This is a genomic window from Ruegeria sp. ANG-R, from assembly GCF_000813985.1.
GTDB lineage: Bacteria > Pseudomonadota > Alphaproteobacteria > Rhodobacterales > Rhodobacteraceae > Ruegeria.
This window is the reverse complement of sequence record NZ_JWLJ01000004.1, coordinates 290495-316605: the sequence shown is the minus strand read 5'-3', so window position 1 is coordinate 316605 and position 26111 is coordinate 290495. Positions and strand designations below refer to the sequence as shown.

Below are 26111 nucleotides of genomic sequence, written 5' to 3'. Positions count from 1 at the left end.
CTCAATCTGCGCTAGAATAAAGAAAAAAGGCACGAGGCACATGAGCAGAATTCTTATCGTACTCTTCGGGGTGCTGCTTTTGGCATCCTGTGGCGGCGGGTCCAAACAACCCCCGAGCAGACTGAATGACGCGTGCAGCATTGCGCGTGAAAAACCCGAATACATGAAGGCTTTCAAAAGCACTGAACGTAAATGGGGCGTTCCCGTGCACGTTCAGATGGCAACGATCTATCAGGAAAGCCGGTACCGTCACGATGCGCGTACGCCGCACAAGTACGTATTGGGGGTCATTCCGATGGGCCGTCAAAGCAGCGCCTACGGCTATGGCCAGGCGCTGGATGGAACTTGGGAACAGTACCAGCGCGAAACCGGAAAACGCCGCGCCAAACGGGATCGTATCCGAGATGCCTCGGATTTCATCGGCTGGTACATGAACAAAAGCTACGAACGCAACGGCATCCATCCCAGCGACACGCGCAACCAGTACCTAGCCTATCATGAAGGGCATACGGGTTACGCACGCGGCAGTTACAGCGGCAAATCATGGCTGCTGAACGTGGCAAGCGATGTGGATTCCCGCGCACAGCTATATCAGGCGCAACTGGCAAACTGCCGCTACTAAAGCGCTTTTTGCGCTGCAGTTGAAGAACATGAACCGAAATACGCGCTCGACCAAAGGGGGAGACCGCGTATTTCTATTCAGATCAAACGCAATGCGTTCTCACCCTGTCAGATCAGCGGTCGCCCGACCCGATACGGGTTTTGCGTGAGAAAACGCTTGAATCGAGGCGTCCGCCTTCGGTCAACGGCCCCAGCAGAACAGTCGTCTGACTGCCTGCGTTATCGTGGATCACCCATTTGCGCAGTTCAACCGGATCGGATGTGAACATCAGCTCGATCCGACCGCTTTCCGGGTTCTTGGGGTCCTGCGCTGTCACAACCGTGGCAGTGCCATCAAAATCATGCCCGACCACCATGTTGGCCTGCCCCAGATTGACATTCCGCGCCAAAACCAACGACAGCGGCGTACGTTTCAGCGGGTATTGCTCGGGCGGCTGGTTGGACTTTGGATCAAAAATCTGCACCGTTCCCGATCGCGCCAAAACAACAGCACTGTTCGGCGGGTCATATTCGAACCGCATTTTTCCGGGCCGTTCGAGCCACAGCTTCCCGGTGCTCAGCGAGCCATCGTCGTTCACCTGCGTGAATGTTGTCTGAACCGTCTTCAACTGGTTCAGATAGTTTGAAATCTGCGACAGCGGCAGCTTGTCGGCCGCCCACGCGGCGGGTGCGGCCAGTGTCAGAGCAAGGGCAAAAGCAATCTGTTTCATACGACCCAGATAAGCGCTTTGCCCCTGTTATTAAATATCCTACTGCTCAGGGACGAGGATTTCGCGTTTACCGACGTGATTTGCCCCGGAAACAACGCCTTCGTCTTCCATCTGCTCGACGAGCCGCGCAGCTTTGTTGTACCCGATGGCGAGTTTTCGCTGAATGTATGAGGTCGAACACTTGCGATCCTTGATCACAATCGCAACCGCCTGATCATAAAGGGCGTCTTCTCCGTTCGTGTTACCGCCCGTGTTCAGGCCCAGAACGGCGTCGATATTGTCAGCCTTTTCCTCAGCCGGGCCATCGACCACACCGCTCATGTAATCCGGCGGGCCGAACTGTTTCAGGTGGTTGACGATTTCCTCTACCTCTTCGTCCGAGACGAACGGTCCGTGGCAACGGGTGATCTTGGCGCCGCCCGCCATGTACAGCATATCGCCCTGTCCCAACAGTTGCTCGGCGCCCATCTCACCGAGGATGGTGCGGCTGTCGACTTTCGAAGTTACCTGGAACGAAATCCGCGTCGGGAAGTTCGCCTTGATCGTCCCGGTGATCACGTCAACCGAAGGACGCTGAGTAGCCATGATCAGGTGAATACCCGAGGCCCGGGCCATTTGCGCAAGGCGTTGGATGCACGCTTCGATTTCTTTGCCCGCGACCATCATCAGGTCGGCCATCTCATCGACGATGACGACGATATAGGGCATCGCCTCGGGCGCGAATTCCTCGGTCTCAAAGGTTGGTTCGCCGGTTTCGTCATCAAAGCCGGTCTGGACCGTGCGGCTGAACATCTCGCCTTTGGCCTGCGCGTCCTTCACACGACCGTTGTAGCCCGCGATGTTGCGCACGCCCATTTTGGACATCTTGCGATAGCGGTCCTCCATCTCACCTACGACCCATTTCAGGGCTACGACCGCCTTTTTCGGATCGGTCACAACAGGTGACAGCAGATGCGGAATGCCGTCATAGACAGACAGTTCCAGCATCTTCGGGTCGATCATGATCAGGCGGCATTCATCCGGCGTCAGCTTATAGAGCAGCGACAGGATCATCGTGTTGATCGCCACCGACTTACCGGAACCGGTTGTCCCCGCAATCAGCAGGTGAGGCATCTTCGCCAGGTTTGCGACAACCGACTCACCACCGATATCTTTACCCAAGGCCAAAGGCAGCGCGTGGTTGCCATCGCCAAAATCGCGGCTGGCCAGGATTTCGCGCAGCACCACCATTTCGCGGTTCTCATTGGGCAGTTCGATCCCGATGACCGAGCGGCCCGGCAAGGTCGATACCCGCGCTGAAAGGGCCGACATCGAACGCGCAATATCATCGGCCAAACCGATCACACGGCTTGCCTTCAGGCCCGGTGCAGGCTCAAGCTCGTACATGGTAACCACAGGACCAGGGCGCACGCTGACGATCTCTCCCTTTACCCCGTAATCATCCAGAACGTTTTCCAACATCCGTGCATTTTCTTCCAACGCCTCGTCACTCAGATGATGACGCTGAATGTTGGCCGGGTTTGACAACAGGGCCAAAGGCGGCAACTCAAAATCAGAATGCCGTTCTTCAAACGAAAGTGCCGGTTGCGCCTCGGCCTGCGCCCTGCGTGACGGTGGCGGAGTACGGCGGACCGGTTGGGCAACCACCGGTTTGCGCGGTTCGGCCACTGGAATCTTGACGGCCTGCTGCGGTTGCGGCGCGGGTTCAAGCGCATCTTCGAACACCGGGTCGTCATCATAGTCAGGCTCCGCAACATAGCTTTGTTGTGCCTGCAATGTGGCCTCAGGCACGGACGTCAGCGGTGGCTCGGGTGGCAGATCGGCAGAAGTCACCGGAGGTTCGGGCGGCAACGCGTCTGCTGCGCCAGAGTTCAAAATCAGAGGGTCCGGACCCCTGCCGCGTCCTTTGGTCAATGGCAGACTCGGATCAGGCTCGGGGGTCAACTCACCTGCTGCAACCTTACGATTGCGTACAGCGGCGGAAATCTTGGACCGTATGCGATCCTCTCCCGGCATGTCATAGTATCCTTCAACCGCAACGGTCTCGACAAGCTCCGGTTCTGGCATAGGGTCGGGACGGCGGATCAGGGACGGCATCCGCGCCAGAAGTCCGGTCTTCGCAACAGGTTCCTGCGCTTCAGGCTCGGGTTCTTCGAAGATGGGATCAGCATAAGCCAGATCGTCATCGAAGTCCGCCTGTACGGGCACCGCGCGTTCTGCTCGACGCTCGGCCCATTGTGCTTTTCGGTCTCGCGCGGCCTGCGCGGTTGCTGATGCCCCGCGCCCCAGTGCGTTCATCAACAGGTCATAGGCCATGACCAACCCCAGCAGAAACGCACGGAAGCCATTGCGAATGTCCGCTTTGCTGAAACCCAGTACGAACACGCCCAGCGTCAGCATCCCGACGGCCATCGCCAGCGACATCAGCTTCACCATGAAATGCGAAGAGATCGGCAACAGCGTCAGAAGCGCGCCCATCACCGTATCGCCGAACAGACCACCCAAACCATAGCTGTGCGTCGACCGCCATTCGGCGCCCGGAACCAGCGTCGCGGCATAGACAGCCAGAACAGCGATCCAGATCGGCGCAAAAATCAAGCGCGCAATCGCACGATCTTCACCCAAATGGCCCGCAAATCGTACACCCCAAGTGATCAGCACCAAAGCAACACCCAGACTGCCCCATCCCACAATCATGAACAGCGGTGCAGCGATCGAGGCCCCAATGCGCCCCAGCCAGTTCTGCACAGGCGCATCCGTCGAGACCATCCAGTTTGGATCATCAGGCGTATAGGACCAGATCATCGCCGCTGCGGCCAACCCCAACAGGATCAGAGCGATGCCAATCAATTCCTTGCTGCGCCGTTCGATGGCGGCCTGAGTGGTGCTGTCCAATAATGGATCGCGGTTGCGCGCGTTATATGATGCCATTTTTGCCCTCGTACCTCACGAATAGATGCAGTCGCGGAGCGTGATCAGCCCGCGCTTCATCTCTGTTTTTGGGGCCACCATAGCGACCCGGATAAACTGCTCGCCCGGGTTTTGCCCCGGATCGCCTTGAGAAAGATATGCGCCCGGCAGGACCCGAACACCGGTTTCCCGCCAAAGCTTCAATGCGGTTTCTTCGCCGTTTTCAACCGGCAGCCACAGGAAGAACCCGGCCTCGGGCGGCATATAGCCCCGCACGCCCGCGAAGACCTCGTCCGCGACGGCATATTTCTCCTGATAGAGCGCGCGATTTTCCTGCACATGCGCCTCGTCCAACCAGACCTTTGCGGCGGCGGCCTGCAATGGGGCAGGCAATGGTGCGCCCGCGTAGCTGCGCAACAGTTTCACCCGTTTGATCGTCTCAGCCCCGCCTGCGATCAGGCCAGACCGTAATCCGGCCAGATTTGAGCGTTTGGATAAGGAGTTGAACAGTGTGACCCGCTCGGGATCAGCACCCAGTTCCCGCGCAACTGTCAGAGCACCGACCGGAGCGGAGTCGCGATAAATCTCAGAGTAGCATTCATCCGCAAAGATACGAAAATCATATTTCTCAGCCAATTGAATCAGCTCGGCCCAGTAGTCGCGCGATGCGACCGCACCCTGCGGGTTCGCAGGCGAGCAAATATAGGCCACGGCGGTGCGGTTCAGTACATCCTCGGGCAAGCCCGTGTAATCGGGCAAGTGCCCAGTCGCAGCAGTGGCGGACACGAAATAAGGCTCCGCTCCTACCGAGATCGAAGCGACCATATAGACCTGATAGAACGGGTTCGGACACAGGATAACCGGCTTCTGCCCATTCTTCTGTTCAGGACAGAGCGCCATGGCGGCGTTATAAAGCCCCTCTCGCGTGCCATTCAGGGCCATTACGTTGACGTCCGCATCCATCGACACGCCGTAGCGGCGATTGACCCAGTCAGTGAGCGCATGACGCAACTCGGGCGAGCCTTCATTGGGCGGATAACCCTGAAACCCGGCGGCGTTTTCCATTATAACATCCGTCACCCAAGACGGAAAATCGTGTTTGGGTTCGCCAATGGTCATATGGATGACATCGCCGCCCGGCTGATGATGATCCAACAGGGCGCGCAGACGCGGGAATGCATATTCCGGTAGGTTCGAAAACCGCTCGGGGAAATTCATAACAACTGCCTCAATACCGGGGTCATTTTTCGCCCCGTTTTCTGGCAGATTACAGATCGCGCCCCGCTTCGTCCAGACAAAGAGGTTCCGAATCAGGGGATTGTGGCATTCAGGCCAATGCGGTTTCGGCGGCGGAACCAAGCCGCAACAATGCCTCTTCCGACCCCGGATAGCCCAGCATCATCAGGCCGCAGCCGGGCGTTCCTGTGGGCAGTGTCAGCGCCGCCAAACCCATCAAGTTTCCAATTCGCGTGTTACGCAGGGCCAGCAGGTTTTCGGTGACGTAATAATCGTGATCGTTCAGCAACCGATCCAGATTGGGGGGCAGGATCGGCGCCGTCGGGGCCAGAACCGCATCGAACCCGGCAGTCGCAGCGTCCCAGGCGCGCCGACATGCCATCAGCTTTGACCAGGCCGCCACATAGTCGGGGCCTGTATATTCCTTACCCATACGGAACCGTTCGAGAATCTCGGGATACATCGCCTCGGGGTTCGCCTCGATCACATCACGCCACAAGCCGTATGCCTCAGTCGTGTAAAGAACGCCGGACAGTGTCATCGCTTCGTTCAACTCGGGAACGTCCAATGGCACAATCTCGGCACCGGCCTCTTTCATCCGTGCGAGCGCATCATCATAGGCTTTGCCCGGCTCATCGCGCAGGTCATCCTTCGCCACGTTTTGCAGATCGGCAAAGCGGCGACCTTGCAATGATGCACCGCGAAGATCTGCCGGGGCCGTACCCTCAAGCACGGCAAGCATATGTGCGGCATCCTCAACCGACCGGGTCAAAGGCCCGACCGTATCGAATTTCAGGCAAAGCGGTACGACGCCTTCAAGGCTAATGCGTCCTGCTGTGGTTTTAAGCCCGACAAGATCGTTCCATGCGGAAGGAATTCGCACTGAGCCACCTGTGTCGGAACCTATGCCCCCGGCTGCAAGACCCCATGCTACCGAGGCCCCGGCCCCTGAGGATGAACCTCCGGGCACTGCGTCTTCGTCATTCACACAGGGCGGTGTGGCCGTGACGGGGTTGAGGCCCAAACCCGAGAACGCCAACTCGCTCATATGTGTTTTGCCCAGACAAACCGTGCCCATTGCGGTCGCATTGCGTACCACTTGCGCATCGGCTTCAGGCACACGACCTTTCAGCAGCGCCGAACCAGCCTCGGTTCCGGAACCCGCGGTGTCAAACAGGTCTTTCCAGCTGATCGGAACACCATCCAGCAACGACCGACGCAGGCCAAGCCTGGCGCGTTCCTGCGCCGCTTGTGCCTCGGCACGGGCGCGGTCATGGGTAACACGGGCATAAATGCGGTCCCGGTACGGGTGTTCGTCAATCGCAACTAGGTAGGTTTCGGTCAGTTCGACCGGATCAATCTGCCCCATTCCGATGCCCCGGCCCAAATCACAGGCCGTCATGGTCAGCCAGTCGTGCATCCTGCCCTCCGAAAATTGCCTTTGTCGGACGGTAGCGACAGGACCGCACATGGACAATCCCGAAAGGGCGCGCATATTGCAGCGCATGGAACACAGAACCGATATCCTGATTGTGGGCGGTGGCCTGAACGGGCCGGCCCTGGCACTGGCGCTGGCTCAGACCGGGCATTCGGTCACAGTGATCGATGCGCTTGCCGAGAAGGTGCGCAAGAACGCCACTTTCGACGGGCGCGCCTATGCGCTGGCTCTTGCCTCGCAACGACTATTGAATGCAATCGGCCTTTGGCCGCGTGTGGAAGGTCATGCGCAGCCCATGCTGGAAATCAAAGTCACCGACGGCCATGCCGGGTCAGGCCCCTCGCCTTTCTTCATGCATTTCGACCATGCCGAAATCGAAGAGGGCCCGATGGGCTACATGGTCGAAGATCGCCACCTGCGCCGCGCCTTCCTCGACGCATTGGCGAATGAACCCGGTATCACACAGATCGATGGCAAACGCGTTATCGCGCAGGAAACCACCGCCACAGACGTCACGGTGACACTGGATGACGGCAGCCGGGTTACCGGAGGTTTACTTGCCGGATGCGACGGTCGCCGCAGCGGCACGGCCGAGCGTGCTGCGATCAAACGGACAGGTTGGGACTACGGCCAGACCGCGCTGGTCTGTGCGATCGAACATGACCTGCCGCATCACGGCGTCGCCCATCAGTTCTTCATGCCTCCGGGACCGCTGGCGATTCTGCCGTTGACCGGCAATCGCAGCTCGATTGTCTGGAGCGAACGCACTGAGACCGCCGAACGTATCAACGCCTTACCCGATGCCGAGTATCTGCAGGTGTTACGACCCAGGTTCGGCGACTTTCTGGGTGACATCCGATTGCAAGGTGATCGGTTCACCTATCCATTGAACCTGACCATCGCCAACGCGTTCATCTCGGACCGTCTGGCCCTGGTCGGAGATGCCGCCCACGGGATGCATCCAATCGCCGGGCAAGGGCTGAATGCGGGCCTGCGCGACGTGGGTGCTCTGGCCGAGGTTCTGACCCTTGCCGGTCGACGCGGCGAGGATATCGGATCACCACTGGTGCTGGAACGCTATCAGGAGTGGCGCCGGTTCGACACGGCGTCTTTGGCGATGGCGACAGACCTATTCAACAGGCTGTTTTCCAACGATAACCCGCTGCTTCGGATGGGCCGGGATATCGGCATGGGCATCGTTGGATCACTGCCGGGCCTGCGCCGTGGCTTCGTGCGCGAGGCCGCCGGGCTAACCGGGGATTTGCCCAAACTGCTGCAAGGCCGCGCGATTTAATCCAGTTCGCGCGCTTCATCCACCAACATCACCGGGATGCCGCTACGGATGGGAAAGGCCAGACCTGCGGCCTTTGAAACCAGTTCCTGCCGCTCTGCATCATAGTGCAGCGTTGTATGAGTCTGCGGACAGATCAGTGCCTCAAGCATATGGCGGTCGAATGCGTGTTCAGAATCGCTCATTGCAGTTTTTCCTCATTCGTGCCGCCACGCATGGCGAATTCAATCAGTGTGACCAGCGTCTCGCGCCGGGTCCGTAAGCATGGAGCCTCCAGCAGGGCCTGCTTATCTTCCGGTTCAAACTCCAGCATCATCGACAGCGAATTCACCAGAAGCTCATCATCGGCGTCTTTCATTGTGTCCCAGTCTGTCGATAACTGACGGGATGCAAAGAACCGTTCAAGCAAGCCCAGGAAGCCGTTTCTGTCAAAGTGATCGTCCACCTCGGCCTTGCCCAGATCACGATCGAACCCGTCCCAGGACACAGAAACCCGCCGATAAGGAGTAAAGCTGTCCACTTCCGTCTGGACCCGAAAGCGCGAAATTCCCGTCAGCGTGATCAGATACCGGCCATCTTCGGTCTCAGAGAATTGCGTAACCCGCCCGGCACAGCCAATCTGATGCAGTCTGGTTTCATCTCCCTGACAGGTATTCGGCTGAACCATACCAATCAGCCGCTCCTGGGTCTTGAGCGCGTCATCCAACATCTGCAGATAGCGCGGCTCGAATATGTGCAGCGGCAACCGGGACCGGGGCAACAACAGCGCCCCGGGCAGAGGGAAAACAGATACCGTTTCCGGCAGATCGGCGGGATGCATCATGTACCCGAGTGTAGTTCTGATCGGAAATTAGGCAAATATCATCGAGCTGAGCTTGCGTCGCCCGTTCAGAACAATCGGATCATTGGGTTTGAGGGCATCAAAAATCGTGAAAAGCTGCGTCTTGGCAGCGCCGTCGTTCCAGTCCCGATCGCGGCGGAACAGCTCCAGCAGCTGTGCGACAGCCTCTTCCACATCGCCATTGGCGTGCAGAGCCTGCGCCAGATCGAAACGTGCCTGATGGTTATCAGGCTCAGCCTCTACCGCTGCAGTCAACTCACCAACGGGACCTGCATCCGCGGCTTGCTTCGCCAGCTCCAGCTGCGCATGAGCCGCCTCAACCTCGGGCGAGGTCGAGATTTCCGCCGGCGCACCATTCAGTATCGCCTCGGCCTGATCCAGATCACCCAATGCGATATGGGCGCGCACCAAACCACCGTAGGCGGCCGCATGATTGGCATCCTCGCCCAGAATAGCTGCGAAGGTCTGCGCCGCGTCCACCGCAGCGCCTTCGGCCAGCATGTCTTCTGCAGCCTGCACCGCGTCGTCCAACTGGCCGCCCGGGGTTTCACCACCTGTGGCTTCGATCACGCGGTCAATAAAGGCCTTGATCTCGGACCCCGGCAGAGCACCCTGAAACCCATCAACCGGCTGCCCCTTGTGAAAGGCATATACGGTTGGGATCGACTGGATTCGCAGTTGCCCCGCGATCATCTGTGCCTCGTCCACGTTGATCTTGACCATCTTGACCGCACCCTTCGCGGCGGTAACGGCCTCTTCAAGCGCCGGGCCGAGGGTCTTGCACGGGCCGCACCAAGGCGCCCAGAAATCGACAATGATCGGCATCTCCTGCGACGCTTCGACCACATCGGCCATAAAGGTGGCCTCGGTCCCATCTTTGATCAGATCAGTCGCTTCGGGGCTGGCTGCGCCGTTCAGAAGGTCCATGGCTTTTTCTCTCTGGTTCGAACTTGCGCCCTATATGCAGCCGCACGCGGCAGAAACCAAGGGGTGAGTTCGGTGATTTTACATCAATCAGACGTCGAACGTGGCAAAGACCGGAGCGTGATCGCTGGGTTTTTCCCACCCGCGCGCCTCCCGGAGAACTCGGCTGGAATGGCCCGCGTTCGAGATATCAGGCGTGGCCCAGACATGATCCAGCCTGCGCCCCTTATCTGCCGCATCCCAATCACGCGCGCGGTAGGACCACCAGCTATAGAGCTGGCCCTCGGGGATATCCTGCCGGGTGATGTCCACCCAACCACCCGCATCCTGCGTTTCCGCCAGATGCTCTACCTCAATCGGCGTATGCGAAACCACTTTGAGCAGTTGCTTGTGCGACCAGACATCATCTTCGCGCGGAGCAATGTTCAGATCGCCCACCAGAATGGATTTTTCCGGCTTTTCGGCATGGAACCAGTCGCGCATGTCGGTCAGGTAATCGAGTTTCTGCCCGAATTTCTCGTTCACCTCGCGATCCGGGACGTCGCCTCCGGCGGGAACATAGAAGTTGTGGATGGTCACACCATTTTCCAGCCGGCCCGCAATATGCCGCGCGTGACCCAACCCCGCGAAATCCTTATCCCCCACTTCTTCCATCGGAATGCGAGACAGGATGGCAACCCCGTTATAACCTTTCTGGCCCCGCGCGATCATATGGGTGTAGCCAAGTTCGGCAAAGCCCTCTGTCGGAATCTTATCCACAGGCGATTTACATTCCTGCAAACACAGCACATCCGGCGCCTCTTCCTGCAGTAATTTCAGAACGATAGGCTCGCGCAGGCGGACCGAATTGATGTTCCATGTGGCAAGGGTAAAGGGCATATCGGAAGGTTCCTTTGTCTCGATTTGCGCAGGTTAGCGCGCGACCGTAAGCGGCGCCATGGGAAAAGACCGACAAATCAGATCCTATTGTCCGATATAGCGTGTTTCGGGTTTTCAGCCCGTGTTCATACGATACTTTCTGAACTTCGCTCCCTCATACTCAATTTCTCCGACATAATGCGCTCCCAACCGTGCCAAAGCCCCCAGATGCCGACGCGATAGTGGCAGTAAAAACGTGACGAACGGGATGCGCGGGTCCGCAATTGCAAACGTGATTGCCTGCCGGGTGATCCGCGCGCCTAATCCAAAATATTCAGGCCTCAGGACCAAACCATAGTCCCATTCGTTGCCTTCCTTTTGGAAACCTCCCCAACCTACATAGGTATCGCCCTGCAATATTGCCCAATGCCCCAGCCCATCACGCGCCCAGCACTCTTCCTTGACCTGAACAAATCGGTTCACAGCTGCCTTGTCCCATGTGCTTGATAACAGGGGTAAATGTTCAGCCAAACGAGGGTCAGACATGTGTGAAAGAATGCCTTCCGGATCAACTTCTGACAGGCGTGCAAAGGTTAGTTTCATCTCAAACTCTGGTAGTGACCTATATGCTGAGTTCAGGGGACTAGACGACTGTGAACCAAAAAAAGCCGGGCCATCAGGCCCGGCAGTCCAACAGGGAGGTGCATGTCATAACCCGGACATGCGCGGGTTGGGAGTAGTCTAAAGATACCTTCAGAGTATCACTTTGATCCAAGTCAATCCACCATTAGTCAAGCAACAAGGCGATATCCGCCCGATTCTGTGACTAAAAGGCGTGCATTCGACGGGTCTGGTTCAATCTTCTGACGCAGGCGATAGATATGGGTTTCAAGCGTGTGCGTTGTAACACCGGCGTTGTAGCCCCAGACCTCGTGCAGCAGAACATCGCGCGCGACGACACCATCCGTCGAGCGATAAAGGAACTTTAAAATATTCGTTTCCTTCTCGGTCAGGCGAATCTTGCGATCATCCTCGGTCATCAGCATTTTCATCGCTGGTTTGAACGTGTAGGGACCCAGAACAAACACCGCATCCTCGGATTGTTCGTGCTGGCGCAGCTGGGCGCGAATGCGCGCCAGAAGAACCGGAAACTTGAAAGGCTTGCTGACATAGTCGTTCGCACCGGCATCCAGACCCAGGATGGTGTCGGCATCGCTGTCGTGGCCGGTCAGCATCAGAACCGGGCTCTTGACGCCCTGCTTACGCATCAGGCGGCACAGCTCGCGACCATCGGTATCCGGTAGGCCCACGTCCAGAATAACCAGATCATAGATCGCCTCTCGTGCACGCTCCATCGCGGATTGACCATCAGACGCTTCAAACACGTCGAAGTCTTCGGTCATTACAAGTTGCTCGCTGAGCGCCTCACGCAGGTCTTCATCGTCATCCACCAGCAGGATTTTCTTGAGCTGAGCCATGTCCGGTCCTCCTAAGCCTTTTCCATCACTTGCGTACGAAGAATGCAATCAGCAAGATTTACTGCAACTGTCTCACGCCCTCGTGTCTGACGCGTAGGAATTGTTTCACATTTGGCTTTGATCAGGGTAGGAGAAGATCAAATCGTTACAGGGTAACATGCATGAGTCTCGTCCCCAACATAACCGAATTGCTGGCCCGGGCGCGGGCTGACCTGCGCATGGGTGTCCCGGTGGTTCTTACTGACGACCTGGGTTTCAGCGTATTGGCCTTGGCCTCGGAAACGCTTAGCCCACAGAGACTGGCCGATCTGCGCGGCCTGGGCGGAGAACCCGTTGTCGCCATCACGGTCAGACGGGCCGAAACACTGAAGGCAAGGGCATATGACGGCGATCTGGCTCGGGTCGTGATCCCGGCGGATGCAGGGCTAAGCTGGGTTCAGGCAGTGGCCGACCCGTCGGACGATCTGAACGCGCCCATGAAGGGGCCGCTGATGACCGAGCGGCAAGGGAACGCGAATCTGCACCGTATCGCCATAGCCTTGGCCAAATCGGCGCATCTACTGCCAGCAGCCGTGGTCGCCCCGGTCAGCGAGGGGCGCGAGTTTGCCGCGACACATGGCCTGACCTGTATCGATCATGCACGCGCAGCGCCTCATCTGAGTGATCGCAGCACCCTGCACCCTGTTGTCGCCGCGCGGCTGCCGATGGAAGTGTCCGAGGCCGGTCGCCTGCACGTATTCCGCCCAGAAGATGGCGGGGAAGAGCATTATGCTGTAGAAATCGGGCGGCCCAGTCGGGACAAGCCCGTGTTGGCCCGGTTGCATTCGGCCTGTTTCACCGGCGATCTCATGGGCAGCCTGAAATGCGACTGTGGCCCACAGTTGCGCGGTGCTTTGGCGCAGATGGGGGATGAGGGCGCAGGAGTTCTGCTTTATCTCAATCAGGAAGGGCGCGGTATTGGGCTTGCCAACAAGATGCGCGCCTATTTCCTGCAGGATCAGGGCTTTGACACTGTCGAGGCCAATCACCGGCTGGGTTTTGAAGATGACGAACGGGATTTCCGGCTTGGCTCGGACATTCTGAAATCTCTGGGATTCAGTTCAGTGCGTCTGCTGACTAACAACCCTGCAAAAATCGCAATGATGGAGCGGACGGGGATCGCCGTAACCGAGCGCGTACCGCTGAAAGTGGGCGAAACCGACTACAATCGCGCCTATCTGGCGACCAAAGCAGCCAAATCGGGCCACATGCTGTGACGCCAAATGATTTGGTTCTGACGCCGCGTGGTGTTCGGTTTCTGGGGCATGTGTTTCCCTGCGCCGTGGGCAAGGGCGGGTTGACCCGAACCAAGAAGGAAGGCGACGGAGCCACGCCGGTAGGTGTGCATCACATCGTGGGAATGCTCTACCGCGCTGACCGAATACCTCGTCCGGCACCATGGGCGCGGCCTATCGGACCGCGCGACCTATGGTCGGATGATGTTAAGGATCTCGCTTACAATCATCTGGTTCAGGCCCCGCATGACTACAGTCACGAAAAACTGCGTCGCGCCGATCCGTTATACGATCTGATACTGATCACCGACTGGAACTACCCCGACGCGATACCCGGTAACGGATCGGCCATCTTCCTGCACCAATGGCGGCGGCCGCGTTATCCAACCGAAGGCTGCATCGCCTTCGGTCGAAGCCACTTGCGATGGATTGCCCGGCAGATTGCGCCGGGTACACGGCTGATTATTCCTGAGGTTTGACACGCGCACCAAAGATGGCGGACCCAACGCGAACATGGGTCGCTCCCAACGCGATGGCAGATTCGAAATCGCCGCTCATTCCCATCGACAGCCCATCCAACCCGTTCCGTTCCGCTATTTTTGCCAGAAGGGCGAAATGCAGCGCAGGCTCCTCTTCAACCGGGGGGATGCACATTAATCCCCGGACGGGCAGGTCAAGGCCCCGGCATTCGGTGATGAAGGCATCCGCATCTTCCGGAAGAACACCGGCTTTCTGATCCTCCTCCCCGGTGTTGACCTGTATGAACAACTCGGGACACTTACCCATCTCTTGCGCCAATCGCGCCAGTGTCTTGGCAAGCTTTGGTCGATCAACCGAGTGGATGGCATCGCAAAGCTCGATCGCCTGCCGTGCTTTATTGGTTTGCAGCGGACCTATCAGATGTAAGTCGACATCCGGAAAGCGCTCTCGGAAAGCGGGCCATTTGCCGACGGCCTCCTGCACCCGGTTTTCTCCGAAACATCGGTGACCCTGCTGCAATACGGCCTCGACCCGGTCATTGGGTTGCACCTTGGACACTGCAATCAGTTGCACGGAGCCGTCAGCACGTCCTGCCGCGGATTCAGCTTTGGCGATACGGTCGGTGATATCTTGCAGCGACATGGGGCCTCTCATTCTGCGTTTGCCGCAGCAAAACACCATGTTGACGCAAAAGAAAAGGGCAGGTCCGAAGACCTGCCCTTAAACCTTGCGGTTCAGATCAACTTAGAAGTTGAACTGAGCACCGAAGTCAGCAACGGTGACGCTTTCGCCGTCGCCACGCTTGTTGGTGCCGATACCACCGCGCAGCGATGCACCGCCGCCCAGGTCGTAGATGGCGCCAACAGCGATCTGACGCAGATCGTCGTCAGCCGAACCGTCGCCGTATGCGAACTGCAGGGTGGTCGCTGTGCCCAGGTTGTATGCACCCGACAGACCGTATGCAGTACCGTTGCGGGATTCAGCAGCAACGTCATCGTCCGCGACGAACAGAGTACCGGAGAAGTCACCGAATTCTGCGCCCAGGGCCAGAACGGTCAGGCTCTGCTTGTCCAGATCACCAATGGCTTTGGTTTGACCGTAGATGATTTCTGCCGAGAAGTTGTTGAAGACATAGGCAGCGCCAATATCCCAACGGTCAGCGTCAACGGTCGGCGAACCATCAGCGGAGGTTTCAGCGAAGGTGCGCTGGTCATACGACGCGCCGAACGAGAAATCGCCAACCGAGTAGTTTACGTATACGGCGTTCGCACCAGTGCCGGTGCTGGTGTAGGACAGGAAGCTATAGTCAACACCGGAGTACTGACCAGCAAACAGTTCCAGACCGATTTCTGTACCGTAGTAGTTGATGCCGTTGTCAAACGAACCGGCTACGTTGCCCGCGTCAACACGCAGACCGCCGTAGATGACCGAGAAGCGCGCGCCGTTCAGAGTCGCACGATCTTGCTCACCGTTGCCGGAGTCTTCGTTTGCTTCCATACGAACACGGCCTTCGAAGCGAACGCCACCGTCGGTTTCAACGATGCCGTCGATGTTCAGACGGAAGCGCGAAATCAGGATGGTGTCATCGGTGTCTACGTCTTCTGCGGTTTCTGCAGTAACGTCGGCGTCTGTGACGACAGCAACGGTGTCAACGGTTCCGGTGCGGTCTTCCAGGTAACCTAGACCAAAACGGCCGTAACCGCTGAACTTAACTTCAGCTGCTTCAGCTGCAACGCCTGCGGTCGCGATCAGCGCGGTCGTTGCGAAGAGAACTTTTTTCATCTTGTTTCCCTCGGTTTCAAAAGAGTTATCTACTCGACACATACCAAGGCATATGTCTCAGCACGGACATCGTTTCGCTCTTTTTGCCCCCTCGGCGCAAGCTCAGCATAAATGAGGCAGCGTCATTCGGGTCAGATTGGTGCAAGGATGCCACAGTCGCTTTCAGGGAGTTCCGACCTACAAGGCTTCGACAATTCAAAAGAATAGGGTTGTTGCTGAAAGGGTCCTTGGCTAGGAGTATGCCTCAACGATGCACAATCAGTGAAACAGGACCTGCTTATTATGCGCCTGCCGACGTTTTTGGGTTTGATCATGCTGACCGCTACGCTCTCTGCTTGCGGGCAGAATCGGAACGCTTCGACAACAGGCGATCCCAACTTTGTCAGAGGGAACGCCGAAGAGCGCGAACTGGATGACCCGAATCGTTCCACGATCTGGGATGTGTTCGGTCCGAACAATTCGGAACAAGTTACTCAGGTGAACCGCTATTTGTGGGCGGCCTCGCTGGATGTTCTCAATTTCCTGCCCGTACAGGAGGTTGATCCTTTTACCGGCGTGATCGTAACAGGTTACGGCACACCGCCGGGCGGCGGACGATCTTATCGGGCGACTGTACATATCAGCGACCCGGCGCTGGCAGCACGCTCATTGTCAGTGGCGCTCCAAACCAGCGGTGGGGCTCCAGTTAGCGCCGCAACCACACGCGCGGTCGAGGATGCGATCCTGTCTCGGGCGCGTCAGCTACGCATTGCAGACAACAAGTTCTAGCAACCCGCCGAAAATCACACTAATACCACGCCGGGTTCCTACCCGGCGTTTTCAGTTACGAAGGACCGCATGATGTCTCGCTACTCGGCCACCGAAATCGAAGCAAAATGGCAAGAGGCCTGGGACAAGGCCGGAATCTTCACTGCCGACCACAAGGCGGACAAGCCGAAATACTACGTGCTTGAAATGTTCCCCTACCCGTCTGGCCGAATCCATATGGGACATGTGCGCAACTACACTATGGGCGACGTGATCGCTCGCCATAAGCTGGCAACCGGGCACAATGTCTTGCATCCGATGGGCTGGGACGCATTTGGTATGCCGGCAGAAAACGCGGCCATGGCTAGCGGCGGACATCCCAAAGACTGGACCTACGGCAATATCGCAGACATGCGCAGCCAGATGAAACCGCTTGGCCTGTCGATCGACTGGTCCCGCGAATTCGCCACGTGTGACCCGGAATACTATGGCCAGCAGCAGGCGCTGTTTCTGGATATGCTCGAGGCCGGTTTGGTCTACCGCAAGAACGCCGTGGTGAACTGGGACCCGGTCGATATGACCGTTCTGGCCAACGAACAGGTCGAAAACGGGCGCGGCTGGCGCTCGGGCGCTTTGGTGGAACGGCGTGAACTGACCCAATGGTTTTTCAAGATCTCCGACTATTCCGAGGAATTGCTGGACGCCCTGGACACGCTTGAGAACTGGCCCGCCAAGGTTCGCCTGATGCAAGAAAACTGGATCGGCAAGTCGCGTGGCCTGCAATTCTCGTTCGAGCGTACAGATGAAGGTGAGCCGATCACCGTCTACACGACTCGGCCCGATACGCTGCTGGGGGCCTCTTTCGTGGGGATCTCTCCGGACCATCCGATCGCCAGACAGCTTGAGGCTGAGAATCCGGAAGTAGCTGAATTCGTTGCCGAATGCCGAAAGGGTGGCACCACCGAAGAGGCCATCGAAACCGCCGAAAAGCTGGGCTATGACACTGGCATTCGCGTCAAGCATCCGCTCGATCCCAGTTGGGAGTTGCCGGTCTGGATCGCCAACTTCATTCTGATGGATTATGGCACCGGCGCAATCTTTGCCTGCCCGGCGCATGACCAGCGCGACCTGGATTTCTGCCGCAAATACGGCCTGCCTGTGGTCGATACCTTCTTTGCGTTGGATGATGATTCCCCGGTCGACAAGATCGCCTTTGTCCCGCCGAAGACCGTGAAAGTCCGCTGGGTGAACCACTTCGCGGGACTCACGGAAGCCACCGGCGAAGAGGCGATCAACGCCACCGTGGATTTCGCCGAAAAAGCAGGTTGGGGCGAGGGCGTCACCAAATACCGGTTGCGCGACTGGGGTCTCAGTCGCCAACGCTATTGGGGCTGCCCGATTCCCGTGGTCCACTGCGAGAAATGCGGCACGGTGCCCGAGAAGAAAGAAAATCTGCCGATTGAGCTGCCTTATGACGACGGCAACGGCAAGCCGATCGACTTCTCGATTCCGGGCAACCCGCTGGACCGCCATCCCAATTGGCGCGACACCCCTTGCCCGTCCTGCGGCGCGCCCGCCAAGCGGGAAACCGACACCATGGATACTTTCGTCGATTCGTCCTGGTACTACGCCCGTTTCACTGCACCTCGCGCTGAAACGCCGACCGATCTGGCCGAGGCGGAATACTGGATGAACGTCGACCAGTATATCGGCGGCATCGAGCACGCGATTCTGCACCTGCTCTATTCCCGCTTCTTCGCGCGGGCGATGAACATCACCGGCCATTTGCCGAAAACAGCCATCGAACCATTCAATGCGCTGTTCACTCAGGGCATGGTGACGCACGAATGCTACACACCGGAAGGTGGCAGCGAGAAGCGCGGACCGTTTTTCTTCCCCGAAGAAGTGGATCGAGAAAAGAAGATTAAGCTCGACACCGGCGAACCGATTTGGATTTTCCCATCGGTCAAAATGTCGAAGTCCAAGAAAAACGTCGTTGATCCGATGGAAATCGTCCAGAGCTACGGGGCCGACACCGCACGCTGGTTCGTGCTGTCCGATTCGCCTCCCGAGCGGGACGTGGAATGGACCGCATCCGGGGCCGAGGCCGCGTTCAAGCATCTGGCCCGTGTGCATCGGATCGCCTCGGAAATCGTCGAATCGGACAGTCCGGCCAATGCCGACGACGAAACGCTGCTGCGCGAGATGCACAAGGCGATCCATGATGTCTCGGGCGGGGTGGAATCCTTTGGCTTCAACGCCTCGATTGCCAAGCTTTACGCCTTCACCAATACGCTGGCCAAATCCAAGGCAGGCACCGCTGCGAAACGCGAGGCCGCCAAGACGCTGGCGCAACTGATGTCGCCGATGACGCCGCACCTGTCCGAGGAGCTCTGGCAGTTGCTGGGCGGAGAAGGTCTGGTGGCCATGGCCCCATGGCCCGTCGCGGATGAGGCGATGCTGATCGATGACACCGTCACCCTGCCAATCCAGATCAACGGCAAGCGCCGCGCCGAAATCAGCGTGGCCAAGGATCTGGACAAGGCAGAGGTTGAAAAAATCGCGCTCAGCACCGAAGCTGTGCAAAAGGCGCTGGATGGTGCCGCACCGAAGAAAGTGATCGTTGTACCGGGCCGAATCGTAAATGTCGTCGTTTGATCGCAGAACCATATTGCTGATGCCGCTGGCGCTCGCCGCCTGCGGTTTCGAACCGGTCTATGCGCCCGGGGGATCGGGTTCGGCCTTGAATGGGAAAGTGGAAGTATCGGCCCCGAATACGGTCGAAAGCTTTCTGCTTGTCCAGAATCTGGAACGTCAGTTAGGCCGGAGCGCGACATCGGGCAACGAGTACAAACTGGATGTCGGCGTGTCGACAGTCACCCGCCGGGCCTCGATCACGACAGCGAATGAGACCAATCGCTATACCATTGATGGCAATGCCTCTTACACGCTGAAATCCAACGCGACCGGGCACGTTATTGCCTCGGGCAATGTCACCGATTTCGTAGGCTACTCAGCCGCGGGCTCGACCGTATCGACGCTGGCGGATGAGCGTGACGCGATTGAGCGCCTGATGGTGATTCTGTCCGATCAGATCGTGAATCGCCTATACGCCACGCCGGACCTGTCCACATGAAATTGAGCCCGCGCGAGGCTGAAGGGTATTTTACCAGGCCGGACGCGGACAAGGCCGGATTGCTGATCTACGGGGCGGACGCAATGCGCGTTGCCCTGAAACGCCAGCAGGTTCTGGCGGCTTTGCTGGGACCCGGAGCCGAAGAGGAAATGCGCCTGACCCGCATTCCCGGCGCTGACCTGCGCAGCGATCCGGCGTTGTTGTTGGACGCCGTAAAGGCCGTCGGATTTTTCCCCGGCCCCCGCGCGGTATTTGTCGAAGACACCACGGATGTGGCCGCGCCTGCGATAATCGCGGCCCTCGAAGACTGGGACAAAGGCGATGCACAGATCATTGTGACCGCCGGACAGCTCAAACCCAGCTCGAAAATCCGCAAAGCGTTCGAAGCAAATCCGACGACCTATTCAGTCGGCATCTACGATGACCCACCCTCGCGCGCCGAGGTGGAACGGATTCTGGCAGAGGCTGGATTGCGGACTATCCCGCGCGACTCGATGTCGGCGCTCAGCGAACTTGCTCTGGGTCTAAGCCCGGGAGATTTCACGCAAACCATTGAGAAGTTGTCACTTTACAAACGAGGGGACTCCGGCGAACTGACACTTGAAGACATCGAGGCCTGCGCGCCGCGTTCGACCGAAGCAGCGTTGGATGACGTGCTGAACGTGGTCGCCGAGGGCCGAGCGCAGGAAATCGGGCCGCTGATCCGACGACTGCAGGCGCAAGGCACCAATGGTGTAAGTCTGTGCATCGGAGCCACGCGGCATTTCCGGACGCTTTACGCTTGCGCCTCAGACCCGGGCGGAGCGGCTCAGGGAATCGGCAAACTACGCCCCCCGGTCTATGGCAAACGGCGCGATCGCATATTGCGGCAAGCGCAGGGATGGGGCGCGCAGAAACTGCAAACCGCATTGACGGTTCTGACCGACACGGACCTGTCGTTGCGCTCGGCCGGTCAAACCGCACCGGCCATGGCGCTGGTGGAACGGGCCATGATCCGTCTGGCCATGCTGGCCCGATCGGGCTGATGCCTACTGATCCAGCCATGCAGCAGCAGACCGTCCGGCCCAGCGCCCCGTTGCCAGACATCCGGTCAGCAGATACCCCCCGGTCGGGGCTTCCCAGTCCAACATCTCACCCGCGCAAAAAACGCCCGGTCGGGCGGTCAGCATCAGACCGCTGTCCAGTGCATCACGCGCGACACCGCCAGCGGTTGAAATCGCCTCATCGATCGGCCGCAGACCCGCATGTGACACCGGCAACCGTTTTATTGCCAAGGCTTCATGCGACTTGGGCACGCTGCACCGCTTAACCATCTCATGGAACAGCGCGATTTTCTGCGGCGGCAGGTGCAGCGTCCGCTTGAGCCACTGGGACAATGTGGTCTTGGGATTTTTTGACGCAAGGCGTGCAAGCAAATCCTTCTCGCCCAGGTCGGGCACCAGATCCACAAAGAGAGGGTCACCGTTACGCAAAGACGGGGTCAGGGAATACAACCCGCCCCCTTCCAGACCCTTGGCAGAAATCGTGGCTTCGCCTCGGCTGTGCGACCCTCCCGCCATCCAGCGCACCGATTTCAGGGCCGCCCCGAAATGAGTCTGCATGTATGGGCTCCAGCCGACCGACAGGGCCGCATTTGCAGGTTCAAACGAAGCTAAAGCGACACCTGTCTCCGCGAGCCTCGAAGCCCAGGCACCGTCCGACCCCAATCGCGCCCAACTGGCACCTCCCAATGCCAGAATCGTCACATCGGGTGTGCAAAGCCGTTCGCCATCAGGCGTATCAAACACCAGCGCGTCATTGCGCCACCCCTGCCAGCACCACCGGGTCCTGATCTGAACACCGGCCTCATCCAGCCGGGTCAGCCACGCCCGCAACAAGGGCGAGGCTTTCATCACCCTCGGGAACACACGCCCGGTTGAACCCGTGAACATCTTCTGCCCCAGATCGCTGGCCCAGGCCATGACCGCTTGTGCGTCAAACGCTCGGATTATCGGGTGCAACCATTCCTCGGCATCCCCATAAGCGCCCATAAACGTGTCAAAAGACTCGTTCCTGGTCAGGTTCAGGCCAGATTTCCCCGCCATCAGCAGCTTTCGCGCGACCGAGGGTTTGGCTTCGGCCACAAGAACCTCGTGCCCTGCGGCGGCAAGTTGCTCGGCGGCCATCAGGCCTGCCGGTCCCGCCCCGATAACCATCGTTTGCGCCATTGTGTCCCTCTTGCCGTCTACACGCTTCAGCGCGAAGTTAGGTCATGGCAAATGCTGATCCAATCTGCCCGCTCTGCGACCGCCCGATCCCGGAGGGCGGCGGCAGCCTGCACCATCTGATCCCAAAGCTCAAAGGAGGCAAGGGCGGGCCCACCGTTTTATTGCATCAGATCTGTCACAAAGAGGTCCACGCGACACTGACCGAGGCGGAACTGGCGCGCGAATTCAACACCGTTGATGCGCTGCGGACCCACCCGAGGCTGAAAAAGTTCCTGCATTGGGTACGCAAACGCCCGCCTGGATTTCGTTCGAAAGTGCCCGGCAAACGGCGCGGGCGCTGATCAGGTCGGAAGCCAAGGATCGCCGAACGCGTCCTCCTGCGGGTCGGCCAAACCTTCAACTTCAATTCCACAATAGTCTGGCACCGGTGCAAATCGGGCATCTGGGATATGTTGGAACTCCAGTGTGGTGTAGTGGCGCTTCCATAACCATTCGCGATTCTCAACCGCCCAGAGGTCCGGATTCGGGGGTTTTTCCGCTGTGAACGCATAGAAGTGAAGGTCGAACCCGTATGATTCCACATCCTGCATGGACAACAGGGACATCCCCTGCGATCGACAGAACGCATCCTCGGCGGCAATATCGCCGGTCCGCAAGGTGATCTGGCCGATACAGGCGTCGGCAAATGGCAAGGCCCGGTGCGCGGCATCATCGGGGCGGTTGCCCTCAAAGTCATGCTGCAGCAGTTCTATAACAAATCCTTCGGGGTCATTCAGGTGGCACATATAGCCGATATCCAGAAACTGCTGCGGAGCGCTGACCGCAATACCCTTCCGGCGAAGAAAATCCAGAGCAAGATCAACATCCGGCAGCGTGATTCCGATCTTCCAGTATCTTTGCCCACGGTCATGACGGTAGCCACCTCCACCCGGCATCAGCAGAAGGTGAGCATCCCGGCCGGGGTATCCCACCCGACGATTGGCCCCTTCGACCAGAACGGACATGCCCAGCGCGTCGCGATAGAACGCCGCCAAGGCATCCGGGTCAGCCACCCGCAATCGAAGCGCGGCAATCCTCATGGGCACAATCCGGCAATACCCGCTGCAATCGCCGGGTCGGCAGATACGCTGTCGACCACAAGCTCTCGCGCTGTTGGCATCAACTGGTCAGGCTCGACCACCCGATCAACCAGCCCAAAGTTATATGCTTCCGCTGCGGTTATCTTTTGCCCGGCCATAAGGATCATTCTGGTCCGGGCCGGACCGATCAACGCGGCCATGCGTTTCGGGTCGGAAGGCTGCGGTAGAAATCCCAGCTTCATGACCGGATAGAAAAACCTGGCCGAGGGAACAGCAATGCGCAGGTCACAAGCCAGAACCATACCGTTGGCACCGCCCGCCAGCGTACCGTTGAGAGCGGCGACTGTCAGGCAGGGAAGGCTGGCGATTGCACCTGACAGCCGCTCCCATAGGTCGGAGGTCGCAAGGCCCGCCCGCACCTCATCAAGGTCGGCACCCGCACTGAACACCCGGCCTGCGCCGGTCAGGATCAAAGCACGCGCCTCAGTCGCCGCCTCAGCGATGCCAACCAATTCGCTAAGCATCGCTGAGGTCAGTGCATTGGCTTTTCCAGGGTTATTCAGCGTAACTGTCCACAGCCCATCTTCTTGCGTCAGGTCGATCACGTCAGCCCGACCCGTTTGCGAATTTCTTCGTTGCGCAGCGATATCTCGGTTCCCAAGAACTCATCCGCATCGGCTGAGCACATCCACATCAGCGCCCTTGCGGGCCAGTCCGCAGGGATGTGATCGTCCCAATCCAGCTGGCTGACGGGATTGATGCCGCTGGCCTTGATCACCCGCTGCATATCGGTGGCGACGGTCCCCGGTGACAGGCCCATGGCGCGAATGCCGTGATGCGCCTCTTCCAGATGCAGGCATTCGGTCAACATCTTGGCGCCGGCCTTGGAGGCGCAATAGTGGCTCCAGGCTTCGACCGGGTTCGACGCCGCACCGGATGAGACGGTCAGCACGGTCCCGCCACCCGCTGCGCGCATGATGGGCAAGGCCGCACGCATTCCGTAGAAAACACCCTTGAGGTTGATGTCGATTGCCTGGCTCCAGGCCTGTGTATCCGCGTTGGACAGATGAAAGATCGGATCGATCACACCCGCATTTCCGATCAGCACGTCCAGCGAACCAAACCGGTCGATGCAATCGGCCACGGTTTGCTCGACCTGTGCGAAATCGCTGACATCGCAGGCCAATGCCATGACGTTGTCGCCCAACGCTGCCGCCAGCGCCTGAATCTGATCGCGGCTGCGTGCGACCAAGGCCACATTGGCCCCCGCTGCGGCAAAAACGCGCCCGGCTTCGGCACCGATGCCCCGGCTCGCCCCTGTGATCAGTACCGTTTTCCCTTGCATATGCATCGTTTAAAACCCCGTATTTGAAATTGTCTTAACTCGTACCCCGCAAATGGGGAATTGGTCCACCCCTTCCCCCTTGACGCTGATCGCTGCAGGCACGACGATGCGCGCAAATTGATCAAGAAGGGTTCTCTTATGACTGTTTTCCTTCGCCGCAGCTGCGGTGCAGCTTTGGCATATGCCGTTGCGACAAGCGGCGCGTTTGCAGATGTCACCGCCAAGGATGTCTGGGCCGATTGGCAAGCCTATCTCGGCGGGATGGGCTATGACGTGACCGGAGACGAGAGTGTCTCGGGCAACACCACCACTATCACCAACATGACCATGGCTATGGCCATTCCAGACACCGAAGGTACCTTCGATATGGTCATCCCCGAGATGACCCTTACCGAAAATGGCGATGGTACAGTCAATATCGGCTTCCCCGAGAGCTTTCCGATGACAATTTCGGCCGAGTCTGAGGGCGAGACCTTTTCGGCCGATCTGGTCTATTCGCACGACGCACTGGAAATGGTGGTGTCGGGAACGCCCGAGAACATGACCTACGATTACACCGCAAACCACCTGAATCTGGTGCTGGATTCGATGCAGTTTGACGATGAGACCGTATCGAACGACATGCTGGCTCTGAACGTCCAGATGAACGGGGTTGCAGGCTCGTCCCAGATGAAGATCGGTGAAAACCGCGATATCGCCCAGCAGCTTACTGCGGGAAGCCTGATTTATGATGTCGCGTTCAACGAGCCTGACAGCGACGATACGGGTCGGATCAGCGGCAAGCTGGATGACCTGAAATTTGAAGGCGACACGATCATCCCGCCCGGCATTGATGTGTCCAATGTACAGGACATCTACAAGGCCGGATTCGCTGCGTCGGGTACCTTCACCTATGGCTCGGGCAGCACCGAAATGGCGGGCACGTCCGAGGGCGAGCCGTTCTCGCTCAGCAGCAGCTCCGAAGGCGGCAGCTTCACCGGCGGAATCGACGCGCAGAGGCTTGTTTACGATCTTGCGCAGAATGGCACGAAACTGGCGGTCACAACCGCCGATCTGCCGTTTCCGATCGAAATGGCAATGGCCAAAGCGGGGCTGAATTTCGAGATGCCGGTTCAGGCCTCGGACGAGGTTCAGCCGTTTGCCTTTGGCATGAATCTGACGGATTTCACCATGTCCGACGTGTTGTGGAGCATGTTTGACCCCGCAGGTGCCCTGCCCCGTGACCCGGCGACGATCGCATTGGACACGACCGGGACCGCCAAGGTTCTGGTCGATTTCATGGACCCCGAAGCGATGGAAGAGCTTGAGACATCTGAAATGGTGCCGGGCGAGATGCATTCGTTGAAGATCAACGAATTGCTGGTCTCCCTGGTCGGAGCAGAGTTGACCGGCGATGGCGACTTCTCGTTCGACAACTCCAACACGGAAGAGTTTGGTGGTATGCCCGCCCCGTCGGGTGTCGCCAACCTGAAACTTGTTGGCGCCAACGCCCTGCTCGACAAGCTGATCGGCATGGGTTTCGTCTCGGAAAACGATGCGCTTGGCGCTCGCATGATGATGGGTTTGATGGCTGTTCCGGGCGAAGAACCCGACACATTGAATTCCAAGATCGAGTTCACCGAGGACGGACAGATCCTGGCCAACGGTCAGCGTATCAAGTGAAATATATCGGGAAAGGCCGCGTCAGTGGCCTTTCCCACCTGAGGCACATAACGCTATTGGACCGCAGGCCTTGCGGGACGGACTGTCCGAGG

26 protein-coding genes are annotated in these 26111 nt (G+C 58.6%); 10 read left to right on the top strand and 16 right to left on the bottom strand.

What is annotated here, in order from left to right:
- The first annotated feature begins 40 nt into the window (after positions 1–40).
- Positions 41–622, top strand: coding sequence for a lytic transglycosylase (locus RA27_RS13405; RefSeq protein ID WP_039539726.1), 582 nt, complete (start codon positions 41–43; stop codon positions 620–622).
- A 112-nt stretch (positions 623–734) separates the two neighbouring features.
- Here RA27_RS13405 and RA27_RS13400 read toward each other — a convergent pair whose 3' ends face one another.
- The 4 genes from RA27_RS13400 to RA27_RS13385 all read right to left on the bottom strand — a co-directional run bounded on the left by RA27_RS13400 (position 735) and on the right by RA27_RS13385 (position 6897).
- Positions 735–1331 carry an outer membrane lipoprotein carrier protein LolA gene (locus RA27_RS13400; RefSeq protein WP_039539722.1) on the bottom strand — a complete coding sequence of 199 codons (597 nt, stop codon included), beginning with the start codon at positions 1329–1331 and terminating at the stop codon, positions 735–737.
- 39 nt (positions 1332–1370) lie between these two features.
- Positions 1371–4262, bottom strand: coding sequence for a DNA translocase FtsK (locus RA27_RS13395; RefSeq protein ID WP_039539718.1), 2892 nt, complete (start codon positions 4260–4262; stop codon positions 1371–1373).
- 15 nt (positions 4263–4277) lie between these two features.
- Complete coding sequence (locus tag RA27_RS13390) at positions 4278–5459, bottom strand: aminotransferase class I/II-fold pyridoxal phosphate-dependent enzyme (RefSeq protein WP_039540044.1); 1182 nt, start codon at positions 5457–5459, stop codon at positions 4278–4280.
- Between the two features lie 109 nt (positions 5460–5568).
- Positions 5569–6897 carry an amidase family protein gene (locus tag RA27_RS13385; RefSeq protein ID WP_039539715.1) on the bottom strand — a complete coding sequence of 443 codons (1329 nt, stop codon included), beginning with the start codon at positions 6895–6897 and terminating at the stop codon, positions 5569–5571.
- 49 nt (positions 6898–6946) lie between these two features.
- Between RA27_RS13385 and RA27_RS13380 the strand changes: the two genes are divergently transcribed.
- A complete protein-coding gene (locus RA27_RS13380; protein ID WP_241484069.1) occupies positions 6947–8209 on the top strand; it encodes an FAD-dependent monooxygenase in 1263 nt (420 codons plus the stop codon).
- Here RA27_RS13380 and RA27_RS13375 read toward each other — a convergent pair.
- The 6 genes from RA27_RS13375 to RA27_RS13350 all read right to left on the bottom strand — a co-directional run bounded on the left by RA27_RS13375 (position 8206) and on the right by RA27_RS13350 (position 12307).
- Positions 8206–8391, bottom strand: coding sequence for a Trm112 family protein (locus RA27_RS13375; RefSeq protein ID WP_039539713.1), 186 nt, complete (start codon positions 8389–8391; stop codon positions 8206–8208). The genes RA27_RS13380 and RA27_RS13375 overlap by 4 nt on opposite strands.
- Positions 8388–9029 (bottom strand): LON peptidase substrate-binding domain-containing protein, encoded by a 642-nt coding sequence (locus tag RA27_RS13370; protein WP_039539710.1) that lies wholly within the window; start codon positions 9027–9029, stop codon positions 8388–8390. The genes RA27_RS13375 and RA27_RS13370 overlap by 4 nt, the downstream gene beginning before the upstream one ends.
- 27 nt (positions 9030–9056) lie before the next feature.
- Entirely contained in the window at positions 9057–9974 is a 918-nt protein-coding gene (gene trxA / locus RA27_RS13365; protein WP_039539707.1) for a thioredoxin, read from the bottom strand.
- Positions 9975–10061: 87 nt separating this feature from the next.
- Positions 10062–10850, bottom strand: a complete 789-nt coding sequence (locus RA27_RS13360) for an exodeoxyribonuclease III (protein ID WP_039539705.1) — start codon at positions 10848–10850, stop codon at positions 10062–10064.
- Positions 10851–10964: 114 nt separating this feature from the next.
- Positions 10965–11432 (bottom strand): GNAT family N-acetyltransferase, encoded by a 468-nt coding sequence (locus RA27_RS13355; RefSeq protein ID WP_039539702.1) that lies wholly within the window; start codon positions 11430–11432, stop codon positions 10965–10967.
- A gap of 188 nt (positions 11433–11620) precedes the next feature.
- Positions 11621–12307: a response regulator transcription factor gene (locus tag RA27_RS13350; protein WP_008756096.1), complete on the bottom strand. Its 687-nt coding sequence runs from the start codon at positions 12305–12307 to the stop codon at positions 11621–11623.
- Between the two features lie 161 nt (positions 12308–12468).
- Here RA27_RS13350 and ribA point away from each other — a divergent pair, with 161 nt between their 5' ends.
- On the top strand, positions 12469–13563 hold the full coding sequence (gene ribA / locus RA27_RS13345) for a GTP cyclohydrolase II (protein WP_039539699.1): 1095 nt from the start codon (positions 12469–12471) through the stop codon (positions 13561–13563).
- Complete coding sequence (locus RA27_RS13340) at positions 13560–14060, top strand: L,D-transpeptidase family protein (protein WP_039539696.1); 501 nt, start codon at positions 13560–13562, stop codon at positions 14058–14060. The genes ribA and RA27_RS13340 overlap by 4 nt, the downstream gene beginning before the upstream one ends.
- Here the strand turns inward: RA27_RS13340 and RA27_RS13335 are convergent.
- Together RA27_RS13335 and RA27_RS13330 are read right to left on the bottom strand one after the other, a co-directional pair.
- Complete coding sequence (locus RA27_RS13335) at positions 14044–14703, bottom strand: YggS family pyridoxal phosphate-dependent enzyme (protein ID WP_039539693.1); 660 nt, start codon at positions 14701–14703, stop codon at positions 14044–14046. The genes RA27_RS13340 and RA27_RS13335 overlap by 17 nt on opposite strands.
- Before the next feature lie 102 nt (positions 14704–14805).
- Entirely contained in the window at positions 14806–15843 is a 1038-nt protein-coding gene (locus RA27_RS13330; protein ID WP_039539690.1) for a porin, read from the bottom strand.
- Positions 15844–16125: 282 nt separating this feature from the next.
- Here RA27_RS13330 and RA27_RS13325 point away from each other — a divergent pair, with 282 nt between their 5' ends.
- The 4 genes from RA27_RS13325 to holA all read left to right on the top strand — a co-directional run bounded on the left by RA27_RS13325 (position 16126) and on the right by holA (position 20751).
- Positions 16126–16611: a DUF3576 domain-containing protein gene (locus tag RA27_RS13325; RefSeq protein ID WP_039539687.1), complete on the top strand. Its 486-nt coding sequence runs from the start codon at positions 16126–16128 to the stop codon at positions 16609–16611.
- Between the two features lie 72 nt (positions 16612–16683).
- Positions 16684–19248 (top strand): leucine--tRNA ligase, encoded by a 2565-nt coding sequence (gene leuS / locus RA27_RS13320; protein WP_039540038.1) that lies wholly within the window; start codon positions 16684–16686, stop codon positions 19246–19248.
- Positions 19235–19726, top strand: coding sequence for an LPS assembly lipoprotein LptE (gene lptE / locus RA27_RS13315; RefSeq protein ID WP_039539683.1), 492 nt, complete (start codon positions 19235–19237; stop codon positions 19724–19726). The genes leuS and lptE overlap by 14 nt, the downstream gene beginning before the upstream one ends.
- Entirely contained in the window at positions 19723–20751 is a 1029-nt protein-coding gene (holA, locus tag RA27_RS13310) for a DNA polymerase III subunit delta (RefSeq protein ID WP_039539681.1), read from the top strand. Before lptE ends, holA begins: the two co-directional genes overlap by 4 nt.
- 3 nt (positions 20752–20754) lie before the next feature.
- On the opposite strand, the gene RA27_RS13305 is transcribed toward holA, so the two are convergent.
- Positions 20755–21933: a TIGR03862 family flavoprotein gene (locus tag RA27_RS13305; RefSeq protein WP_039539678.1), complete on the bottom strand. Its 1179-nt coding sequence runs from the start codon at positions 21931–21933 to the stop codon at positions 20755–20757.
- Positions 21934–21977: 44 nt separating this feature from the next.
- On the opposite strand from RA27_RS13305, the gene RA27_RS13300 reads away from it, so the two are divergent.
- Positions 21978–22274, top strand: a complete 297-nt coding sequence (locus RA27_RS13300) for a hypothetical protein (RefSeq protein ID WP_039539676.1) — start codon at positions 21978–21980, stop codon at positions 22272–22274.
- On the opposite strand, the gene RA27_RS13295 is transcribed toward RA27_RS13300, so the two are convergent.
- The 3 genes from RA27_RS13295 to RA27_RS13285 are packed head-to-tail and all read right to left on the bottom strand — an operon-like array spanning position 22275 to position 24363.
- Complete coding sequence (locus RA27_RS13295) at positions 22275–23012, bottom strand: VOC family protein (protein ID WP_039539669.1); 738 nt, start codon at positions 23010–23012, stop codon at positions 22275–22277. It abuts the gene before it with no gap.
- On the bottom strand, positions 23009–23617 hold the full coding sequence (locus RA27_RS13290; protein WP_039539666.1) for an enoyl-CoA hydratase/isomerase family protein: 609 nt from the start codon (positions 23615–23617) through the stop codon (positions 23009–23011). The genes RA27_RS13295 and RA27_RS13290 overlap by 4 nt, the downstream gene beginning before the upstream one ends.
- Positions 23614–24363, bottom strand: coding sequence for an SDR family oxidoreductase (locus RA27_RS13285; protein ID WP_039539663.1), 750 nt, complete (start codon positions 24361–24363; stop codon positions 23614–23616). The genes RA27_RS13290 and RA27_RS13285 overlap by 4 nt, the downstream gene beginning before the upstream one ends.
- A gap of 132 nt (positions 24364–24495) precedes the next feature.
- Here RA27_RS13285 and RA27_RS13280 point away from each other — a divergent pair, with 132 nt between their 5' ends.
- Complete coding sequence (locus RA27_RS13280) at positions 24496–26019, top strand: hypothetical protein (protein WP_039539660.1); 1524 nt, start codon at positions 24496–24498, stop codon at positions 26017–26019.
- Positions 26020–26111: the final 92 nt, after the last annotated feature.

Excerpts from the sequence above, each read along its gene's own strand:
- holA (WP_039539681.1), top strand. The coding sequence starts at position 19,723 with ATGAAATTGAGCCCGCGCGAGGCTGAAGGGTATTTTACCAGGCCGGAC.
- RA27_RS13350 (WP_008756096.1), bottom strand. The coding sequence starts at position 12,307 with ATGGCTCAGCTCAAGAAAATCCTGCTGGTGGATGACGATGAAGACCTG.
- RA27_RS13355 (WP_039539702.1), bottom strand. The coding sequence starts at position 11,432 with ATGAAACTAACCTTTGCACGCCTGTCAGAAGTTGATCCGGAAGGCATT.
- RA27_RS13370 (WP_039539710.1), bottom strand. The coding sequence starts at position 9,029 with ATGATGCATCCCGCCGATCTGCCGGAAACGGTATCTGTTTTCCCTCTG.
- RA27_RS13400 (WP_039539722.1), bottom strand. The coding sequence starts at position 1,331 with ATGAAACAGATTGCTTTTGCCCTTGCTCTGACACTGGCCGCACCCGCC.
- trxA (WP_039539707.1), bottom strand. The coding sequence starts at position 9,974 with ATGGACCTTCTGAACGGCGCAGCCAGCCCCGAAGCGACTGATCTGATC.
- RA27_RS13280 (WP_039539660.1), top strand. The coding sequence starts at position 24,496 with ATGACTGTTTTCCTTCGCCGCAGCTGCGGTGCAGCTTTGGCATATGCC.
- RA27_RS13380 (WP_241484069.1), top strand. The coding sequence starts at position 6,947 with ATGGACAATCCCGAAAGGGCGCGCATATTGCAGCGCATGGAACACAGA.
- RA27_RS13330 (WP_039539690.1), bottom strand. The coding sequence starts at position 15,843 with ATGAAAAAAGTTCTCTTCGCAACGACCGCGCTGATCGCGACCGCAGGC.
- ribA (WP_039539699.1), top strand. The coding sequence starts at position 12,469 with ATGAGTCTCGTCCCCAACATAACCGAATTGCTGGCCCGGGCGCGGGCT.
- RA27_RS13375 (WP_039539713.1), bottom strand. The coding sequence starts at position 8,391 with ATGAGCGATTCTGAACACGCATTCGACCGCCATATGCTTGAGGCACTG.
- RA27_RS13300 (WP_039539676.1), top strand. The coding sequence starts at position 21,978 with ATGGCAAATGCTGATCCAATCTGCCCGCTCTGCGACCGCCCGATCCCG.
- RA27_RS13385 (WP_039539715.1), bottom strand. The coding sequence starts at position 6,897 with ATGCACGACTGGCTGACCATGACGGCCTGTGATTTGGGCCGGGGCATC.
- leuS (WP_039540038.1), top strand. The coding sequence starts at position 16,684 with ATGTCTCGCTACTCGGCCACCGAAATCGAAGCAAAATGGCAAGAGGCC.
- RA27_RS13335 (WP_039539693.1), bottom strand. The coding sequence starts at position 14,703 with ATGTCGCTGCAAGATATCACCGACCGTATCGCCAAAGCTGAATCCGCG.
- lptE (WP_039539683.1), top strand. The coding sequence starts at position 19,235 with ATGTCGTCGTTTGATCGCAGAACCATATTGCTGATGCCGCTGGCGCTC.
- RA27_RS13305 (WP_039539678.1), bottom strand. The coding sequence starts at position 21,933 with ATGGCGCAAACGATGGTTATCGGGGCGGGACCGGCAGGCCTGATGGCC.
- RA27_RS13295 (WP_039539669.1), bottom strand. The coding sequence starts at position 23,012 with ATGAGGATTGCCGCGCTTCGATTGCGGGTGGCTGACCCGGATGCCTTG.
- RA27_RS13390 (WP_039540044.1), bottom strand. The coding sequence starts at position 5,459 with ATGAATTTCCCCGAGCGGTTTTCGAACCTACCGGAATATGCATTCCCG.
- RA27_RS13285 (WP_039539663.1), bottom strand. The coding sequence starts at position 24,363 with ATGCATATGCAAGGGAAAACGGTACTGATCACAGGGGCGAGCCGGGGC.
- RA27_RS13325 (WP_039539687.1), top strand. The coding sequence starts at position 16,126 with ATGCGCCTGCCGACGTTTTTGGGTTTGATCATGCTGACCGCTACGCTC.
- RA27_RS13405 (WP_039539726.1), top strand. The coding sequence starts at position 41 with ATGAGCAGAATTCTTATCGTACTCTTCGGGGTGCTGCTTTTGGCATCC.
- RA27_RS13360 (WP_039539705.1), bottom strand. The coding sequence starts at position 10,850 with ATGCCCTTTACCCTTGCCACATGGAACATCAATTCGGTCCGCCTGCGC.
- RA27_RS13395 (WP_039539718.1), bottom strand. The coding sequence starts at position 4,262 with ATGGCATCATATAACGCGCGCAACCGCGATCCATTATTGGACAGCACC.